A 13,262-nucleotide genomic window follows, 5' to 3' on the forward strand; every position below is an offset into this window, starting at 1 on the left:
ATCGTCGTGTTAGGGCTGCGGGGGAGAATCGGCAGCGGTGCCCGGATTCTGGCTGAAAAACGTGTCAAGAATAATCGCCGCGGCCTGGGAGTCAATCAGACCCGGATTTTTTTTTACGGCCTGTTTGCCGTGTCGCGCGGTCAGCGCCAGTTCGGCCTGCTCGGAGCTCAGGCGTTCGTCCACGTAATGCACCGGCAGGTTGAATCGACCCGAAAGCCGTCGACCGAAACGACGGATGAATTCGGCTACGGGGTAGGTCTGGCCGTCATCCGTCAGGGGCCAGCCCAGAACGAATCCCACCGGCCGCCATTCGGTCACGAGGTCGGCGATGGCCTGCCATTCGATCTGGTGGGCGTTCTGATGGGCAATGGTGGTCAATGGCCGCGATGAGCCGATCAGCTGCTCGCCGACGGCGATGCCCATCCGCCACGCCCCGTAGTCGAACGCGATCCAGGTGCCGGGTGTGCCCGTCATCACGCCGCGCGAGCTCAGGCGTGTCCGGCCTCGCCCGACACGAGATTCATGTCGATGCCCAGCGTACGTGCGGCTGCCGTCCAGCGCTCATCGACCGGTTGATCGAAAATCAGTTCGGGCGTGGCATCCACCGTCAGCCAGGTGTTCTCGGCGATTTCCGTTTCGATCTGACCGGCCGACCAGCCGGAGTAGCCGAGGGCGATGACGGCACGTGCCGGACCAGCGCCATCGGCCAGTGCCTGAAGAATGTCCTTGGAGGTGGTCAGCCCGATCTCGTCGGTGACTTCCAGCGTGGATTCCCAGCCGCCGTGCGGGGTATGCAGGACGAATCCGCGTTCCATGGCCACGGGGCCGCCCATGAATACCGGCCGGTTGCGAATGGCGGGGTTGGTGCAGGTGATCTTCATGTGGTCGAGGATGTCCCCGAGGGTCACGTCCAGAGGGCGATTGATGGTGATACCCATCGCGCCTTCGTCGTTGTGTTCGCAGATGTAGGTTACGCCATGGCTGAAATTGGGGTCCAGCACATTGGGCATGGCGACCAGCAGATGATTTTTCAGATCCAGATCATCCTCGTAGATGATGGCAGTGTCGGCATCGTTGGTGTGCGCACGGGGAGTGGCGGGCGCTTTGGGCTCCCGGTCGTCGTCGTGCTCGGATTCGGCTGAATGCGGGTATTTGATCATGCGTTCGTATGGCCTTCATAGGGCCTTCGTCAGGCCTTAGGGCCGGGCAAGGGGTGCCCGGCATTCGTATTGAGTCTTTCTAGGCTCTAGTTTAATCGTTCTGGGCAGGCTCTGCCCAGTTAAGACCGACGATGCCAATACCGACGATGCCAGTCCAATGGGGGCGGGTTTCGGTGAATGTGCCGGTCAGCTGCGACCCCGGGGCGGTTTCCGACCCGGATTTCCGATGGGCTTTGATCCGGACTTGGTGGGGGATTTCGTTGCAGGCTTGCGACGGGACAGGGTGCTCCGGCTGGTCGTGCCCCCGATATTGGGTTCGGCGTTCGTGGCGCCGCGTGCGGGGGGCTTGGCTTTCAGAGCGGCGGCAAACGGCTTTTTGACGTCGCCGGCCGTCGTCTCGGTGCGGACCTTTGGCGCGGGCGCCTGACTCCGGGCCCGATAGGGTTTGAGGGCGCGGCGCTGTGCATCCACATCCAGCACCTTGCGACGGGTTTCCGGACGCAGACCGACCAGGCGGACGAGTTGGTCTTCGATATCGGGCGGCAGATCCTGGGCCCGGCCGGGTTTCAGCCGGGGTGGCAGGGCGATGCCGGCATAGCTGATGCGAATGAGGCGGGAAACCGTCCCCTCCACGGCGTCGATCATGCGGCGGATTTCGCGGTTGCGCCCTTCGCGCAGGGTCACGTGATACCACTTGTTGGCACCGGTGCCGCCGGCCTCGACCAGCTGATCGAAGTGGGCCGGGCCGTCTTCGAGCATGACTTCCGTGGTGAGTTGACGGATCTGTTCCTCGCTCAGTCCGCCCAGGACCCGGACGGCGTAGGTGCGCTCGATCTGGTGGCTGGGGTGCATCAGCCGGTTCGCGAGTTCGCCGTCGTTGGTGACCAGCAGCAGGCCGGAGGTGTTGAAATCCAGGCGGCCGACGGTGATCCAGCGCCCCTGGCGGATGGGCGGCAGCGAACCGAACACGGTCGGACGACCCTCGGGGTCCGAGGTAGACGTGATTTCGCCTTCGGGCTTGTGGTAGATCAGGACGCGCCGCACCAGGCCTTCCTCGGGGACCGTGATTTTCTGTCCGCGCAGGTCGATGACGTCGCCCGGCCCGGCCACGCTGCCGAGTTGCGCCGTTTCGCCGTTGAGCTTGACCTCGCCGGCGCTGATCCAGCCTTCGATGGTGCGACGGGAACCATAGCCAAGGGTGGCCAGAATTTTTTGTAGGCGTTCTTTACTCACGCGGGGGATACTCTCGGTACTGAATGAAGGGCGCAACAACGCACTTTCCGGATCAGAATGATAAGCTCCCAGTCAATCATCACCAAGGGATACCGATCGACGTACCATGACTTCGGCTTTGCTCCCATCCCGCCAGGGCGCCGCGCCGCCGCAGGCCACATGGTCCATGGAGACGGAATCCGCGGTCCTGACCCTGTCCGGGGCCTGGACGGTGCACAATCTGCAGCATGTGCCCGCGCTGAAGATGCCCGAGGCCCGGACTATTCGCCTGCAGAGCGCGTTTTCCGGGTTCGACAGTTCGGCCGCCATGGTCATCGCCCGCTGGTTGCATCAGTGGCGGGCTGCGGGCATTGCCGTGGACGTCAGCAGCTTGCCGGAACAGGAGCGCACGCTTCTGGGGTTGCTGGATGCGCGTCTGGTCGATGAACCGCCGGAACGGACGCGGCGGGCGTCGTGGCTGGTGCGGGTTGGGCAGGGCGCCATGGGGCAGGTGGACGAGGCAACGAGCTTCCTCCGGTTTCTCGGCGAACTGTTCTGGCGCGGTGTTCCGTTACTGCTGATGTTCTGGCGGATCCGCTGGTCGGCGGTGCTGACCGAGATCGATGCCGCCGGCGTGCGTGCCCTGGGGATCGTGGGGCTGCTTTCCTTCATGATCGGCATGGTCATGGCCTACCAGGGCGGGGCGACGCTTTCCAATTACGGCGCCAACATTCTTCTCGTCAACCTGGTGGGTATTCTCACCTTGCGGGAAATGGGGCCGTTGCTGGCCGCGATTATCGTGGCGGGCCGTACCGGTTCGTCCTATACCGCCCAGCTCGGCACGATGCGGATCACCGAGGAAATCGATGCCCTGCGTGCGTTGGGCGTGCCGCCTTTCGAGATCCTGGTGTTCCCGAAGGTCGTCGCGCTGATTCTGACCTTGCCATTGTTGTCGATCTTCGCCGATTTGATGGGATTGCTGGGCGGCGCCGTGGTGGCCAATTACGGGTATGGTGTCTCCTTCGCCGTGTATTTCGAGCGCATCCCGGTAGTGATCGGCGTATCGACGTTGTGGTTGGGGCTGATCAAGGCGCCGGTGTTCGCGATCGTGATCGCCCTGATCGGCTGCATGCAGGGTCTGCGGGTCCGGGGCAGTGCGGCGGAGGTGGGGCGAGCCACGACCGTGAGCGTCGTTCAGGCGATTTTCATGGTCATCGTGATCGATGCCGGATTCTCCGTGTTGTATAACTTGCTGGGTTACTGATCGATGGGTGCGGATACGGATCTCGTGATCGACGCGCGGGGGCTGGTGAACCAGTTCGGTACGCATCGCGTGCACGACGATCTGGATTTTCAGTTGCAGCGCGGTCGGGTGATGGCGCTTGTCGGCGGGTCCGGGGCCGGCAAGACGGTCCTGTTGCAGACGCTGATCATGTTGCGCGAGGCGACTTCGGGTCAGTTGCGTCTGTTCGGCGTGGACACCGCAACCGCAGATCAGGCGACGCGGCAGTCCCTGCGCGAGCGCATCGGCGTGCTGTTCCAGGGCGGTGCCCTGTTCACGTCGCTCACCGTGCTGGAGAATGTGCTGATGCCGATCCGTGAGCACGGGCGCTTCGATAAGGGCTGGCTGACGGAACTGGGCATGAGCAAGATCCTGTTGGCGGGGTTGCCGGCCGACAGTGCCGACAAGTATCCGATGGAATTGTCGGGCGGGATGGTGAAGCGGGCGGCGCTGGCGCGGGCGCTGGCGCTGGATCCGGAGCTGTTGGTGCTCGACGAGCCGACATCCGGGCTCGATCCGATCGGTGCGGCGGCGTTCGACGATCTGATCCGGACCCTCAGCGAATCGCTGGGGCTGACCGTGCTTCAGGTGACGCACGATCTGGACTCGATCTGGCGCGGGGTCGACGAAGTCGCGTTTCTGGCGCGGAAGAAGGTGCTGGCGGTGGGGACGGCCGTCGAACTGGCGGCGCGTGACGAACCGGAGCTGGTGGCGTATTTTCGGGGAACCCGGTCGGAGGCGTACTGGGCCGCCGCGACGCGCAAGACTCGGGATGACGGCAGCATGGCTGAGCCGCATCGCAACGGAACACAGGCTTAGGGCTTCGTTATGGAATCAAAGATCAATTACACCGCTGTGGGCCTGTTCGTGGTGCTGCTTGGACTGAGTCTGGCGGCAACGGCGTACTGGCTGGTGACCGGGGGCAAGCAGCAGCAGTTCATCCCCTACGTGATTTATGCGACCGACAGCGTGACCGGCCTGTCCGTGAACAGTCACGTGCTCTATCGCGGGGTGGATGTGGGCGAGGTCAAGAGTATCCGGATCGACCAGAAAAACCCGGATCGCATCCGAATTCTGGTCTATCTGGATGCGAACGTGCCGATTCGCACCGATACGGTCGCCCAGTTGCGTCCCCAGGGCGTCACCGGACTCAGCATCCTCAACCTGACGGGCGGAAAGGCCGCCACCCCCCTGACGCGGCGTAATGAGGATGGCGATCTCGTCATTCCCTACGAACCGTCCATCTTTTCCCAGTTGGAGGGCGGTCTGAGCGAGAGCATGGTGAAGGTTTCGCGGATGACCGATCGGCTGGATCAGCTATTGAGCGAGAAAAACGTTCAGACGCTGACCGACACGTTGAACGATGTGCACCAGCTGACCTCGACCCTGGCGGCCCGACGTGTCGATATTGCCGATGCCATCGTCGCCGGAAGGAAGACCCTGCAGAACACGGCTGACGTGACGCAATCGACCGCGGCCCTGATGAAGCAGGCACAGGCAGTTCTGAACAAGTTCTCTCGGGCCATCGATGCCCTGGAAGCGACCCTGGACACCACCAATGCGGCGGTCGGTCAGGTGGCCAAGGCCAGCGAGAGCACGGTCCAACTCACGCATTCCGGCACGAAAACGCTCGACGAACTGCGACAGCAAACCTTGCCCGAGTTGGGCAGTTTGCTGGAACGGCTTCAGAACGCCAGCGCCTCGATCGCGCAGCTGGTCCGACAGATCAATGCCAATCCGAGCCAGATTCTCTACGGCGTACCGCCGGTGCCACCGGGCCCAGGTGAGGGCCCGAGGAATGACTTGGGGACCGCGCGGACCGACGTTCGTGGCACGGCTACGACTGGGACGGCACCATGAGCGCCGGGCACGTCGCTCCGGACTTTCGAAAGGACAGTGACATGAACGCTACCTACTCTTGCTTACGTATTGGCGGACGACTCGCCGCATTGGCGATATTTGCGACAACCCTTGCCGCGTGTAGTCTGCCGATCAAGCCGCAACACGCCCAGGACACGTATCGCATCAATCCGCCCGCCGCCTTGTCCACGCCCGCCATCGTATCGGCGCAGGGCAAGGCTCGGGCATTCCTCGTTCGGTTCGGGTCCATCGAGGCTGACAGTGGCTTCGAGTCGGCAGCCATGATGTACAGCCCCGAGGCGCAGCAGTTGCGTCCCTACCGGGACAATCGCTGGTTGGCGCCTCCAGCGGAAATGCTGACGGACGCGGTGACGCAGACCCTGATTCGGCAGCCCTGGATACTGGGCGTGGTGCCCAATTCTGCGGGTGCGCCCGTCGCCTTGAATCTGCGTTGTCATCTGAACCGCCTGGAGCACGATGTGTCGGGCGACAGTGGCCGGGTGCGCCTGGCGCTCGATTGCCTCTGGCTCGATCCGAAAACCCGTTCGGTGCGGGCGCACTGGTATTTCGACGAGTCGCAGGCTGTACCGCACAATGATGCGACCCAGTTTGCGCAGGCCAGTCAGTCCCTGGTCGACAAGGCGATCGGGGCGATTGTTCGCCAGACGCGCAATTTGCTGGCGACACCTGAAGCCCCGGTTGAGAAGGATGCGGACGACTCGTAAGTCCTGTCGCGGCGTATTCGATACGTTGTCTATTCCCGAGTCGAGAATCGAGGCGGGCAAACATGAAAAAGGCGCTGTGTTCCAGCGCCTTTTTCGGCCATTGAGGGGTATCCCAGCGTTACTGCAGATCCAGATCGGCCAGATTGAGTTTCGAGGCGCCGGGAACCCGGCCGGCTCCGGCGAAATGCCGACGCCAATAGGCATCGTTCAGCTTGGCGTACTGGACATGTTCGCCCTTGCGCGGCGCATGGATGAATCGGTCATTCCCAATATAGATGCCGACGTGGTCGATCTTTCGGCTGCGGATCTTGAAGAACAGGAGATCCCCGGGTTTGAGCTGGGATTTACCGACTCTTGCGGTGAAGGCGTACTGATCCCGAGCTGTGCGTGGAAGATTGATATCGGCCTGCTGATAGACGTAACTGGTAAGACCGCTGCAGTCGAATCCTTTCCCGACCGAGGCACCCCCCCACTGGTAGGCCGTGCCCAGTTGCGACATGGCCTGAATGATCGCTTCCGTGGCGGCGGTTCGGTCGCCATTGTTGCCTGCGAGGGACTTGAGCGGTGTTTCGGGGAGTTTGGCGTTGAGATGGGTGGGTGCGGTGCGGGTGTTTTCGGCCTGGGTGGTGTTGTCCGTGTTGAAGTCCAGCCAGCTGTTGCCGGCATTGTTCGCTTCGGGCGCCGTGCCGGTCGGCACGCTGGCGCAACCGCCCAGCGTGAGGGCGCCGGTAATGAGCGCACCCGCCACGAACACACGCACCGGGCGCGCTTCAGGCATCGTTCCGGTGCCGGATTTCGAACACACTGCGTCGATGCGGTGTGCGGGCGAAATCCATGGGCAGAGTTTTTCGCGATAAGTCATTGATTTGGTATTCATCCGTCAAACTTGGCGACAATTTAAAGCCTTTCAGGTTATTTGAAAAGATTAATGTGCCTTCTGGCGCTAACAGATGCATGCATTGTTGCACGAGTGTCACATGATCCCGCTGGATATCCAGGGTGTCCGCCATGGATTTCGAATTCGAGAAGGTCGGTGGGTCGCAGAAGATCACATCGTACCGATCCGGGCGATAGGGCCCTTGCTGGCGCTGATTCAGCCAGTCCAGCACGTCGGCGCGCAGCAGTTGGTGCGCATTGCCGGTCGGAATGTCGTTGAGGGCGAAATTGTCTTCCGCCCAGTCGAGGTAGGTGTTCGACAGGTCGATGGACAGGGTCTGCGCGGCGCCCTGGTGGGCGGCTCGGACCGACGCCGTTGCGGTATAGCAGAACAGGTTGAGCAGGCGTTTCCCTCGGGCGAGTTCGGCGACCCGGTCGCGTACCTGACGGTGATCGAGGAACAGACCGGTGTCGAGATAGTCGGTCAGGTTGATCCGCAACCGCGTGCCGCCCTCGATCACGACCCGCTCCAGTCGTTCCTGGGTGATTTTCTGATACTGATCCTGCCCCGTCTGTCGGCGGCGCTGGCGGACCACGGCGTGGTTGGGGGCGAGTTCCAGCGTTTCCATGGCCTGATGGACGGCAACGGCCAAACGGCCACGCGCCAATTGGGGATCGACGGAGTGCGGCGCCCGGTACTCCTGGATATCCGCCCAGGTCTCGCCCTGCTCGTCCCGGTAGAGATCGATGGCCAGATTGAAGTCCGGCAGATCGGCGTCGTATACCCGGAAGCAGCAGAGCCCTTCTCGTTCGGCCTGGCGTTTTACGTGGCGGAAGTTCTTCTGCAGTCGATTGGCGAAGGGCGTCGGGTCGACCAGTTCACGGGCCTGCTCGGCCGCGTTCGCCAGCTTGTTTGCCAGGCCGATCGGCCCGGGTGCCTCCCGTCGACTCTTGGTGTCGAACGTGCCCCGGATCAGTTCGATCGCAATGCCGCCATGATCGAAGGGAAAGGCCCGCTCGTAGCGCAGCGGCCAGCGCTGCCCCATGCCTTCGGGCAACAGGACCGCCCAGTGCCAGCCGTTGAAGCAGCGCTGCCAGGCATCGATCAGCGGGCCCCAGTCCGGGGTCTCGGTGGATGTGTAGGCATCGAGTCGGTGCCCGTAGGGCAGATTGCTGATCAGCAACCCGGTGTCGTGCCCTTCAAGTGGCGTGGGGCAGGGCTGCGCCCAGGCATCGGCCACCTGGAAATCGATGAGATGATCCACCTCGGCCAGTCGGGCGTTTTCCCGGGCCGTGGCAATCTGTTCGCCATCGATGTCCCGACCGATCAACAAAGGCGCGTCGGCGGGTTCAATGAGCGGGGCGGATTGGTCGAGCACGGCTTGCCGGGCGGCGGTATCGTGGCCGAGCCAGCCCGGCGAACCCAGTCGGCGCGCCCGCATGGCAGGCGGCAGTCCGGTCAGGCGGAGGGCCGCTTCGATCAGGAGCGTGCCGGAACCGCACATGGGGTCGAACAGCGCGGCACCGTTCTGCGCCAGCTGCGGCCACCGTGCCCGCCAGAGGATGCCTGCGGCCAGGTTTTCGCGCAGGGGCGCCAATCCGCCCAGTTGACGGTACCCGCGACGATGCAGGGAGCCCTCGGACAGTTCGATCGAGATGTTCGTGTGCCCTTGTGCCGTGATGTGGCAGTGCAGCCGCAGGTCCGGCTGTTCCGTGTCGATGCTGGGTCGACGGCTGTCCCGCTCGCGAAAATGATCGACGATCGCGTCCTTCAGGCGGGTGGCGATGAACCCGGTATGACGCAGCTGCTCCGTCCCGCCGGTGGCGGAAATGGCGAAATAGGTGTCGGCGGTCATGTGCCGGTGCCAGGGAATCTGGCGGCCGAGGGCATATAGCTCGTCGGCGGTCGCTGCCTGTCCGCTGGCCAGCGCGTAGTACACATGACCGGCGATGAGGCTGTCGCAGACGATGCGGTAGGTTTGCGCGGGGGTCGCGTCCAGTTGCACACCGAAGGGCCGATCGGAGATCCGGGCGTCTACGAGACTGCGGATTTCCTCGGCCAATGGCGCCTGCAGGTCGGCGGCCGTCACGACGGTGATTGGCCAGGTCGGCGTTGGCAGCGATGCGTCGGTTGCGTTTTCGCGATCGTTCGCGGCGGGGTCTGCGGGATTCATTTCGGGCTTGTCTCTATCTTCAATCGCGTGACTGTACCGGAATTGCGGCGGTTTGTTCACAACTGCATGGTTGGTCCGTGACGTTGCTGCCTGCAAATGTCGCGGCGGAGATTGCTCGGGCCTGTTCACACTAAATCCAAATCAGCGCTGGAGCCCCAACACGGGCCAGGCAAGGCACGAGGAGCGCGGTTTGGTTTTTCCATATGAACCACGAGCAACGCCGCATGGCCCGTGTTAGGGCCCAGCCCCAAGGGACGGGACCGTTTTTCCCCGGAACTGCGTTGCATTTCGCTTGTGTGCACAAAGCACACCGCGCTCAATGCGCCTTGTTCCGCGGAAAAACGGCCTACGTCGCTGGTTTGGATTTAGTGTGAACAGGCCCTAGACTGCATACAGCCCAGTTTGCCCGCTTGTACCGAGGATGTTGAAGTCATGCCCCTGGCGCACCCCGCCCCATCATCGGATTCACCGCTGCTTTCCATTCAGCACCTCACGGCGCGTTTCGATGCGGCATCGCCCGTGCTTTCCGAGATTTCCCTGGACATCCAGCCAGGCCAGCGGGTGGCGCTTGTGGGGGAATCCGGTTCGGGCAAGACGATCACCGCCCTGTCGATACTGCGTCTGCTGGATGCCGTCCAGTACGATTCGGGCAGTATCCGGTTCGGCGATCTCGACCTGCTGACGGCCCCCGAATCCACTTTGCGTACCGTGCGGGGGCGGTCGATCGGCATGATTTTCCAGGAACCGATGACGGCGCTCAATCCGTTGAAGACGATCGGTGCGCAGATCGCCGAGGTGATCGTCGAGCATGAAGGCGGGAGCAAGACGGATATTCAGGAGCGTGTCATCGAACTTCTCCGGCAGGTGCAGTTGCCGGATCCGGAATGGCGGGCTCGGTCGTTTCCCCATCAATTGTCGGGCGGGCAGCGGCAGCGGGCGATGATTGCCATGGCGCTGGCCTGTCGTCCGCGTCTGCTGATTGCCGATGAACCGACCACGGCGTTGGACGTCACTTTGCAGGCACAGATCATGGAATTGCTGACCGCCCTGCAGGCGCAGTTCGGCATGGCGCTGCTCCTGATTACCCACGATCTGAATCTGGTGCGGCGGCATGCCGACTGGGTCGCGGTGATGCAACATGGTCGGATCGTGGAGCAGGGGGATGTTGCTGGGTTATTCCGTGCGCCGGAACACCCTTATACCCGCACGCTGCTGGCCGCCGTGCCGAAGCCAGAACCCTTGCCCCCGGTCGATCCGAGCGCGCCCCCTGTTCTTGCCGCCGAGCGCCTGTCCGTTCGGTTCGCCCAAGGGGGCGGGGCGCCGCGTCGCTGGTGGCAAAGGGCACCGGATTTTCGGGCGCTGGACGGGGTGTCGCTGAACTTGGCACCCGGGGAAACCCTCGGCGTGATCGGCGAGTCCGGTTCCGGGAAAAGCACCTTGGCTTTGGCCCTGCTGCATCTGATTCCCGCCGAGGGACGGATCGATGTGGTCGGGCAGTCGGTTCAGGGTTATTCAGAGCGCCGATTCCGTTCCCTCCGGCGTCATATCCAGATTGTGTTTCAGGACCCGTTCGGCGCCTTGTCCCCCCGCATGACGGTCGGCGAGATCATCGGCGAGGGACTCAGCGTGCATGAACCGCAGCTGGATGCCACTGCCCGCCGGGCGCGGATCCGTGCCGCGATGGCGGATGTGGGGCTGGACGAATCCGGCATGCACCGGTATCCCCACGAGTTTTCCGGGGGACAGCGCCAGCGGATCGCTATTGCGCGCGCCCTGATCCTGCGCCCCAAAATCCTGATTCTTGATGAGCCGACCAGCGCACTGGATGCCACCGTGCAAAAGCAGACGCTGGATCTGTTGCGTCAGTTGCAGCGCGATCATGGCCTGAGTTATCTGTTCATTACCCACGATCTGCGGGTGGTGCGGGCGATGGCACACCGCGTGATGGTGCTGTACCGGGGGCAAGTGGTCGAAACGGGGAACACCGGCGACGTGTTCTCGGCCCCACAGCATCCCTATACGCAGACGCTGGTCGCCACCGTGTGATTGACCCATGACGAAAGTGCTTTCGCCAAGCGCGGTGGCAGTATTCGTCCCATGAAAAAACGCCGGACATGCCGGCGTTCATTGCTACCAGGGGCGGGAAAGTCCCGTCCGGATTTACGGCGCGAAACGCTGCAGAACCAGAGAGGCGTTGGTACCGCCAAAGCCGAAGCTGTTGGATAGCACCGTATTGAAACGGTGGTTTTCCAGCGTCTTTGTCAGGATGTTGACCCCTTCGGCCTTGGGGTCGAGTTCCGCGATGTTGGCCGAGGCCGCGATGAAGTCGTTCTGCAGCATGAGGATCGAATAGATGGCCTCATGCACGCCCGCCGCCCCCAGGGCATGGCCGGAGAGCGACTTCGTCGACGTGATGTACGGCATGTTCTCCGGGAAGATCTTCGCGAGGGATTCCAGTTCACGCATGTCACCGGCCGGCGTACTGGTGCCATGGGTGTTCACGTAATCGACGGGCCCCTTCACGGTGGCCAGTGCCTGCTGCATGCAGCGCAGAGCACCTTCACCCGAAGGCTGGACCATGTCGTAGCCATCGGAAGTCGCACCATAACCGACCACCTCGGCCAGGATGTTCGCCCCACGGGCCAGCGCATGCTCCAGTTCCTCCAGCACCACGACGCCGCCGCCGCCGGTGATGACGAAGCCGTCACGGGTCGCGTCGAAGGGGCGGGAGGCCGTCTCGGGGGTATCGTTGTACTTGGAGGACAGCGCGCCCATCGCATCGAACATCGCGGTTTGGGACCAGTGCAGCTCCTCGCCGCCGCCGGCGAACACGATATCCTGCTTGCCGAACTGGATCTGCTCCACACCGGAGCCGATGCAGTGCGCCGAGGTCGCGCAGGCGGAGCTGATGGAGAAATTGATGCCCTTGATGCCGAACGGCGTGGCGAGACAGGCCGAGGTGGTGGACCCCATGGTCCGGGTCACCATATAGGGACCGACGCGCTTGACGCCCTTCTCACGGACGATGTCCGCAGTCTCCACAATGTTGGCGCAGGACGAGCCGCCGGAGCCGACGATCAGACCGGCGCGCGGTTGGGAAACCTGTTCCGCGGTCAGACCGGCCTGTTCGATGGCTTCGCGCATCGCGATGTAGGTGAAGGCGGCCGCATCGCCCATGAACCGATAGAGCTTGCGGTCGATGTGTTCTTCCGGCTTGATCTTCAGGGTGCCGGCGATATGGGAGCGGAAACCGCGCTCGACCTGTTCCGGGTTGGTTTCGATGCCTGAACGGCCGGTCTTCAGTGCGGTGAGCACTTCGTTGGCATTGTTGCCGATGCTGGAAACAATGCCCATGCCTGTAATGACAACACGGCGCATGGATGTTTACTCCGACATTGACTGTGTATGAGTGAAAAGGCCGACGCGCAGATCCTTCGCTTCGTAGATGATCTTGCCGTCGACAGACATATGGGCATCGGCGATGCCCATGGTCAGCTTGCGCATGATGACGCGCTTAATATCGATCTGATAGATGATCTTTTCGTTACTGGGCAACACCTGACCCGAAAATTTTACATCGCCGACGCCCAGGGCGCGGCCGTGGCCCTTACCGCCGCTCCAACCGAGATAGAAACCAACGAGCTGCCACATGGCGTCCAGTCCCAGGCAGCCCGGCATGACCGGGTCGCCTTCGAAATGGCAGCCGAAGAACCACAGGTCGGGCTTGACGGTCAGTTCCGCGATCATCTCGCCCTTGCCGAATTTTCCGCCCTCGGTGGCGATGCGGTTGATGCGATCGAACATCAGCATCGGCGGTAGCGGTAACTGGGCATTGCCTTCGCCAAACATCTCACCTTTGGCGCAACGGATCAAATCATCGAATTCAAAACTGGACTGTGTCATGTGTACCCGGGAATGATTAAACACAAAGCCGCCATGTTAACCGAAAATCGGTGTTTTTTGCCGGTTTGTT

At 62.6% G+C, this 13,262-nt stretch carries 12 protein-coding genes; 5 read left to right on the forward strand and 7 right to left on the reverse strand.

All coding sequences use genetic code 11. The features are described from left to right. Positions 1–9: 9 nt before the first annotated feature. From ruvX to A9404_RS11885, 3 genes are all read right to left on the reverse strand, one after another. Entirely contained in the window at positions 10–474 is a 465-nt protein-coding gene (gene ruvX, locus A9404_RS11875) for a Holliday junction resolvase RuvX (protein WP_066101925.1), read from the reverse strand. A gap of 14 nt (positions 475–488) precedes the next feature. Further along, positions 489–1,160 (reverse strand): YqgE/AlgH family protein, encoded by a 672-nt coding sequence (locus A9404_RS11880; RefSeq protein ID WP_082922949.1) that lies wholly within the window; start codon positions 1,158–1,160, stop codon positions 489–491. Positions 1,161–1,346: 186 nt separating this feature from the next. Continuing rightward, the gene (locus A9404_RS11885) at positions 1,347–2,393 is read right to left on the reverse strand and encodes a pseudouridine synthase (RefSeq protein WP_082923045.1); all 1,047 of its coding nucleotides are present in this window, start codon (positions 2,391–2,393) and stop codon (positions 1,347–1,349) included. 106 nt (positions 2,394–2,499) lie between these two features. On the opposite strand from A9404_RS11885, the gene A9404_RS11890 reads away from it, so the two are divergent. From A9404_RS11890 to A9404_RS11905, 4 genes are read left to right on the forward strand one after another with little or no spacing between them, the layout of a single operon-like run. Then, positions 2,500–3,636, forward strand: a complete 1,137-nt coding sequence (locus A9404_RS11890; RefSeq protein WP_082922950.1) for an ABC transporter permease — start codon at positions 2,500–2,502, stop codon at positions 3,634–3,636. Positions 3,637–3,639: 3 nt separating this feature from the next. Further along, positions 3,640–4,473, forward strand: coding sequence for an ABC transporter ATP-binding protein (locus A9404_RS11895; protein ID WP_066101931.1), 834 nt, complete (start codon positions 3,640–3,642; stop codon positions 4,471–4,473). Positions 4,474–4,482: 9 nt separating this feature from the next. After that, positions 4,483–5,514, forward strand: coding sequence for an MlaD family protein (locus A9404_RS11900; RefSeq protein WP_066101934.1), 1,032 nt, complete (start codon positions 4,483–4,485; stop codon positions 5,512–5,514). 41 nt (positions 5,515–5,555) lie between these two features. Beyond that, positions 5,556–6,239: an ABC-type transport auxiliary lipoprotein family protein gene (locus A9404_RS11905; protein ID WP_066101939.1), complete on the forward strand. Its 684-nt coding sequence runs from the start codon at positions 5,556–5,558 to the stop codon at positions 6,237–6,239. Between the two features lie 118 nt (positions 6,240–6,357). On the opposite strand, the gene A9404_RS13565 is transcribed toward A9404_RS11905, so the two are convergent. Together A9404_RS13565 and rlmKL are read right to left on the reverse strand one after the other, a co-directional pair. Beyond that, on the reverse strand, positions 6,358–7,017 hold the full coding sequence (locus tag A9404_RS13565; RefSeq protein ID WP_197490348.1) for a C40 family peptidase: 660 nt from the start codon (positions 7,015–7,017) through the stop codon (positions 6,358–6,360). After that, the gene (rlmKL, locus tag A9404_RS11915) at positions 7,010–9,289 is read right to left on the reverse strand and encodes a bifunctional 23S rRNA (guanine(2069)-N(7))-methyltransferase RlmK/23S rRNA (guanine(2445)-N(2))-methyltransferase RlmL (RefSeq protein WP_082922952.1); all 2,280 of its coding nucleotides are present in this window, start codon (positions 9,287–9,289) and stop codon (positions 7,010–7,012) included. Before rlmKL ends, A9404_RS13565 begins: the two co-directional genes overlap by 8 nt. A 432-nt stretch (positions 9,290–9,721) precedes the next feature. Here rlmKL and A9404_RS11920 point away from each other — a divergent pair, with 432 nt between their 5' ends. After that, positions 9,722–11,335 carry an ABC transporter ATP-binding protein gene (locus A9404_RS11920; RefSeq protein ID WP_066101943.1) on the forward strand — a complete coding sequence of 538 codons (1,614 nt, stop codon included), beginning with the start codon at positions 9,722–9,724 and terminating at the stop codon, positions 11,333–11,335. A gap of 114 nt (positions 11,336–11,449) precedes the next feature. Here the strand turns inward: A9404_RS11920 and fabB are convergent, their stop codons facing one another. Both fabB and fabA read right to left on the reverse strand, forming a co-directional pair. Beyond that, positions 11,450–12,667: a beta-ketoacyl-ACP synthase I gene (gene fabB, locus A9404_RS11925; protein WP_066101946.1), complete on the reverse strand. Its 1,218-nt coding sequence runs from the start codon at positions 12,665–12,667 to the stop codon at positions 11,450–11,452. 6 nt (positions 12,668–12,673) lie between these two features. Beyond that, positions 12,674–13,192, reverse strand: coding sequence for a 3-hydroxyacyl-[acyl-carrier-protein] dehydratase FabA (fabA, locus tag A9404_RS11930; RefSeq protein WP_066101948.1), 519 nt, complete (start codon positions 13,190–13,192; stop codon positions 12,674–12,676). Positions 13,193–13,262: the final 70 nt, after the last annotated feature.

Source organism: Halothiobacillus diazotrophicus, assembly GCF_001663815.1.
Classification (GTDB): Bacteria; Pseudomonadota; Gammaproteobacteria; order Halothiobacillales; family Halothiobacillaceae; genus Halothiobacillus; species Halothiobacillus diazotrophicus.

Excerpts from the sequence above, each read along its gene's own strand:
- ruvX (WP_066101925.1), bottom strand. The coding sequence starts at position 474 with ATGACGGGCACACCCGGCACCTGGATCGCGTTCGACTACGGGGCGTGG.
- A9404_RS11880 (WP_082922949.1), bottom strand. The coding sequence starts at position 1,160 with ATGATCAAATACCCGCATTCAGCCGAATCCGAGCACGACGACGACCGG.
- A9404_RS11890 (WP_082922950.1), top strand. The coding sequence starts at position 2,500 with ATGACTTCGGCTTTGCTCCCATCCCGCCAGGGCGCCGCGCCGCCGCAG.
- A9404_RS11895 (WP_066101931.1), top strand. The coding sequence starts at position 3,640 with ATGGGTGCGGATACGGATCTCGTGATCGACGCGCGGGGGCTGGTGAAC.
- A9404_RS11900 (WP_066101934.1), top strand. The coding sequence starts at position 4,483 with ATGGAATCAAAGATCAATTACACCGCTGTGGGCCTGTTCGTGGTGCTG.
- A9404_RS11905 (WP_066101939.1), top strand. The coding sequence starts at position 5,556 with ATGAACGCTACCTACTCTTGCTTACGTATTGGCGGACGACTCGCCGCA.
- A9404_RS13565 (WP_197490348.1), bottom strand. The coding sequence starts at position 7,017 with ATGCCTGAAGCGCGCCCGGTGCGTGTGTTCGTGGCGGGTGCGCTCATT.
- rlmKL (WP_082922952.1), bottom strand. The coding sequence starts at position 9,289 with ATGAATCCCGCAGACCCCGCCGCGAACGATCGCGAAAACGCAACCGAC.
- A9404_RS11920 (WP_066101943.1), top strand. The coding sequence starts at position 9,722 with ATGCCCCTGGCGCACCCCGCCCCATCATCGGATTCACCGCTGCTTTCC.
- fabB (WP_066101946.1), bottom strand. The coding sequence starts at position 12,667 with ATGCGCCGTGTTGTCATTACAGGCATGGGCATTGTTTCCAGCATCGGC.
- fabA (WP_066101948.1), bottom strand. The coding sequence starts at position 13,192 with ATGACACAGTCCAGTTTTGAATTCGATGATTTGATCCGTTGCGCCAAA.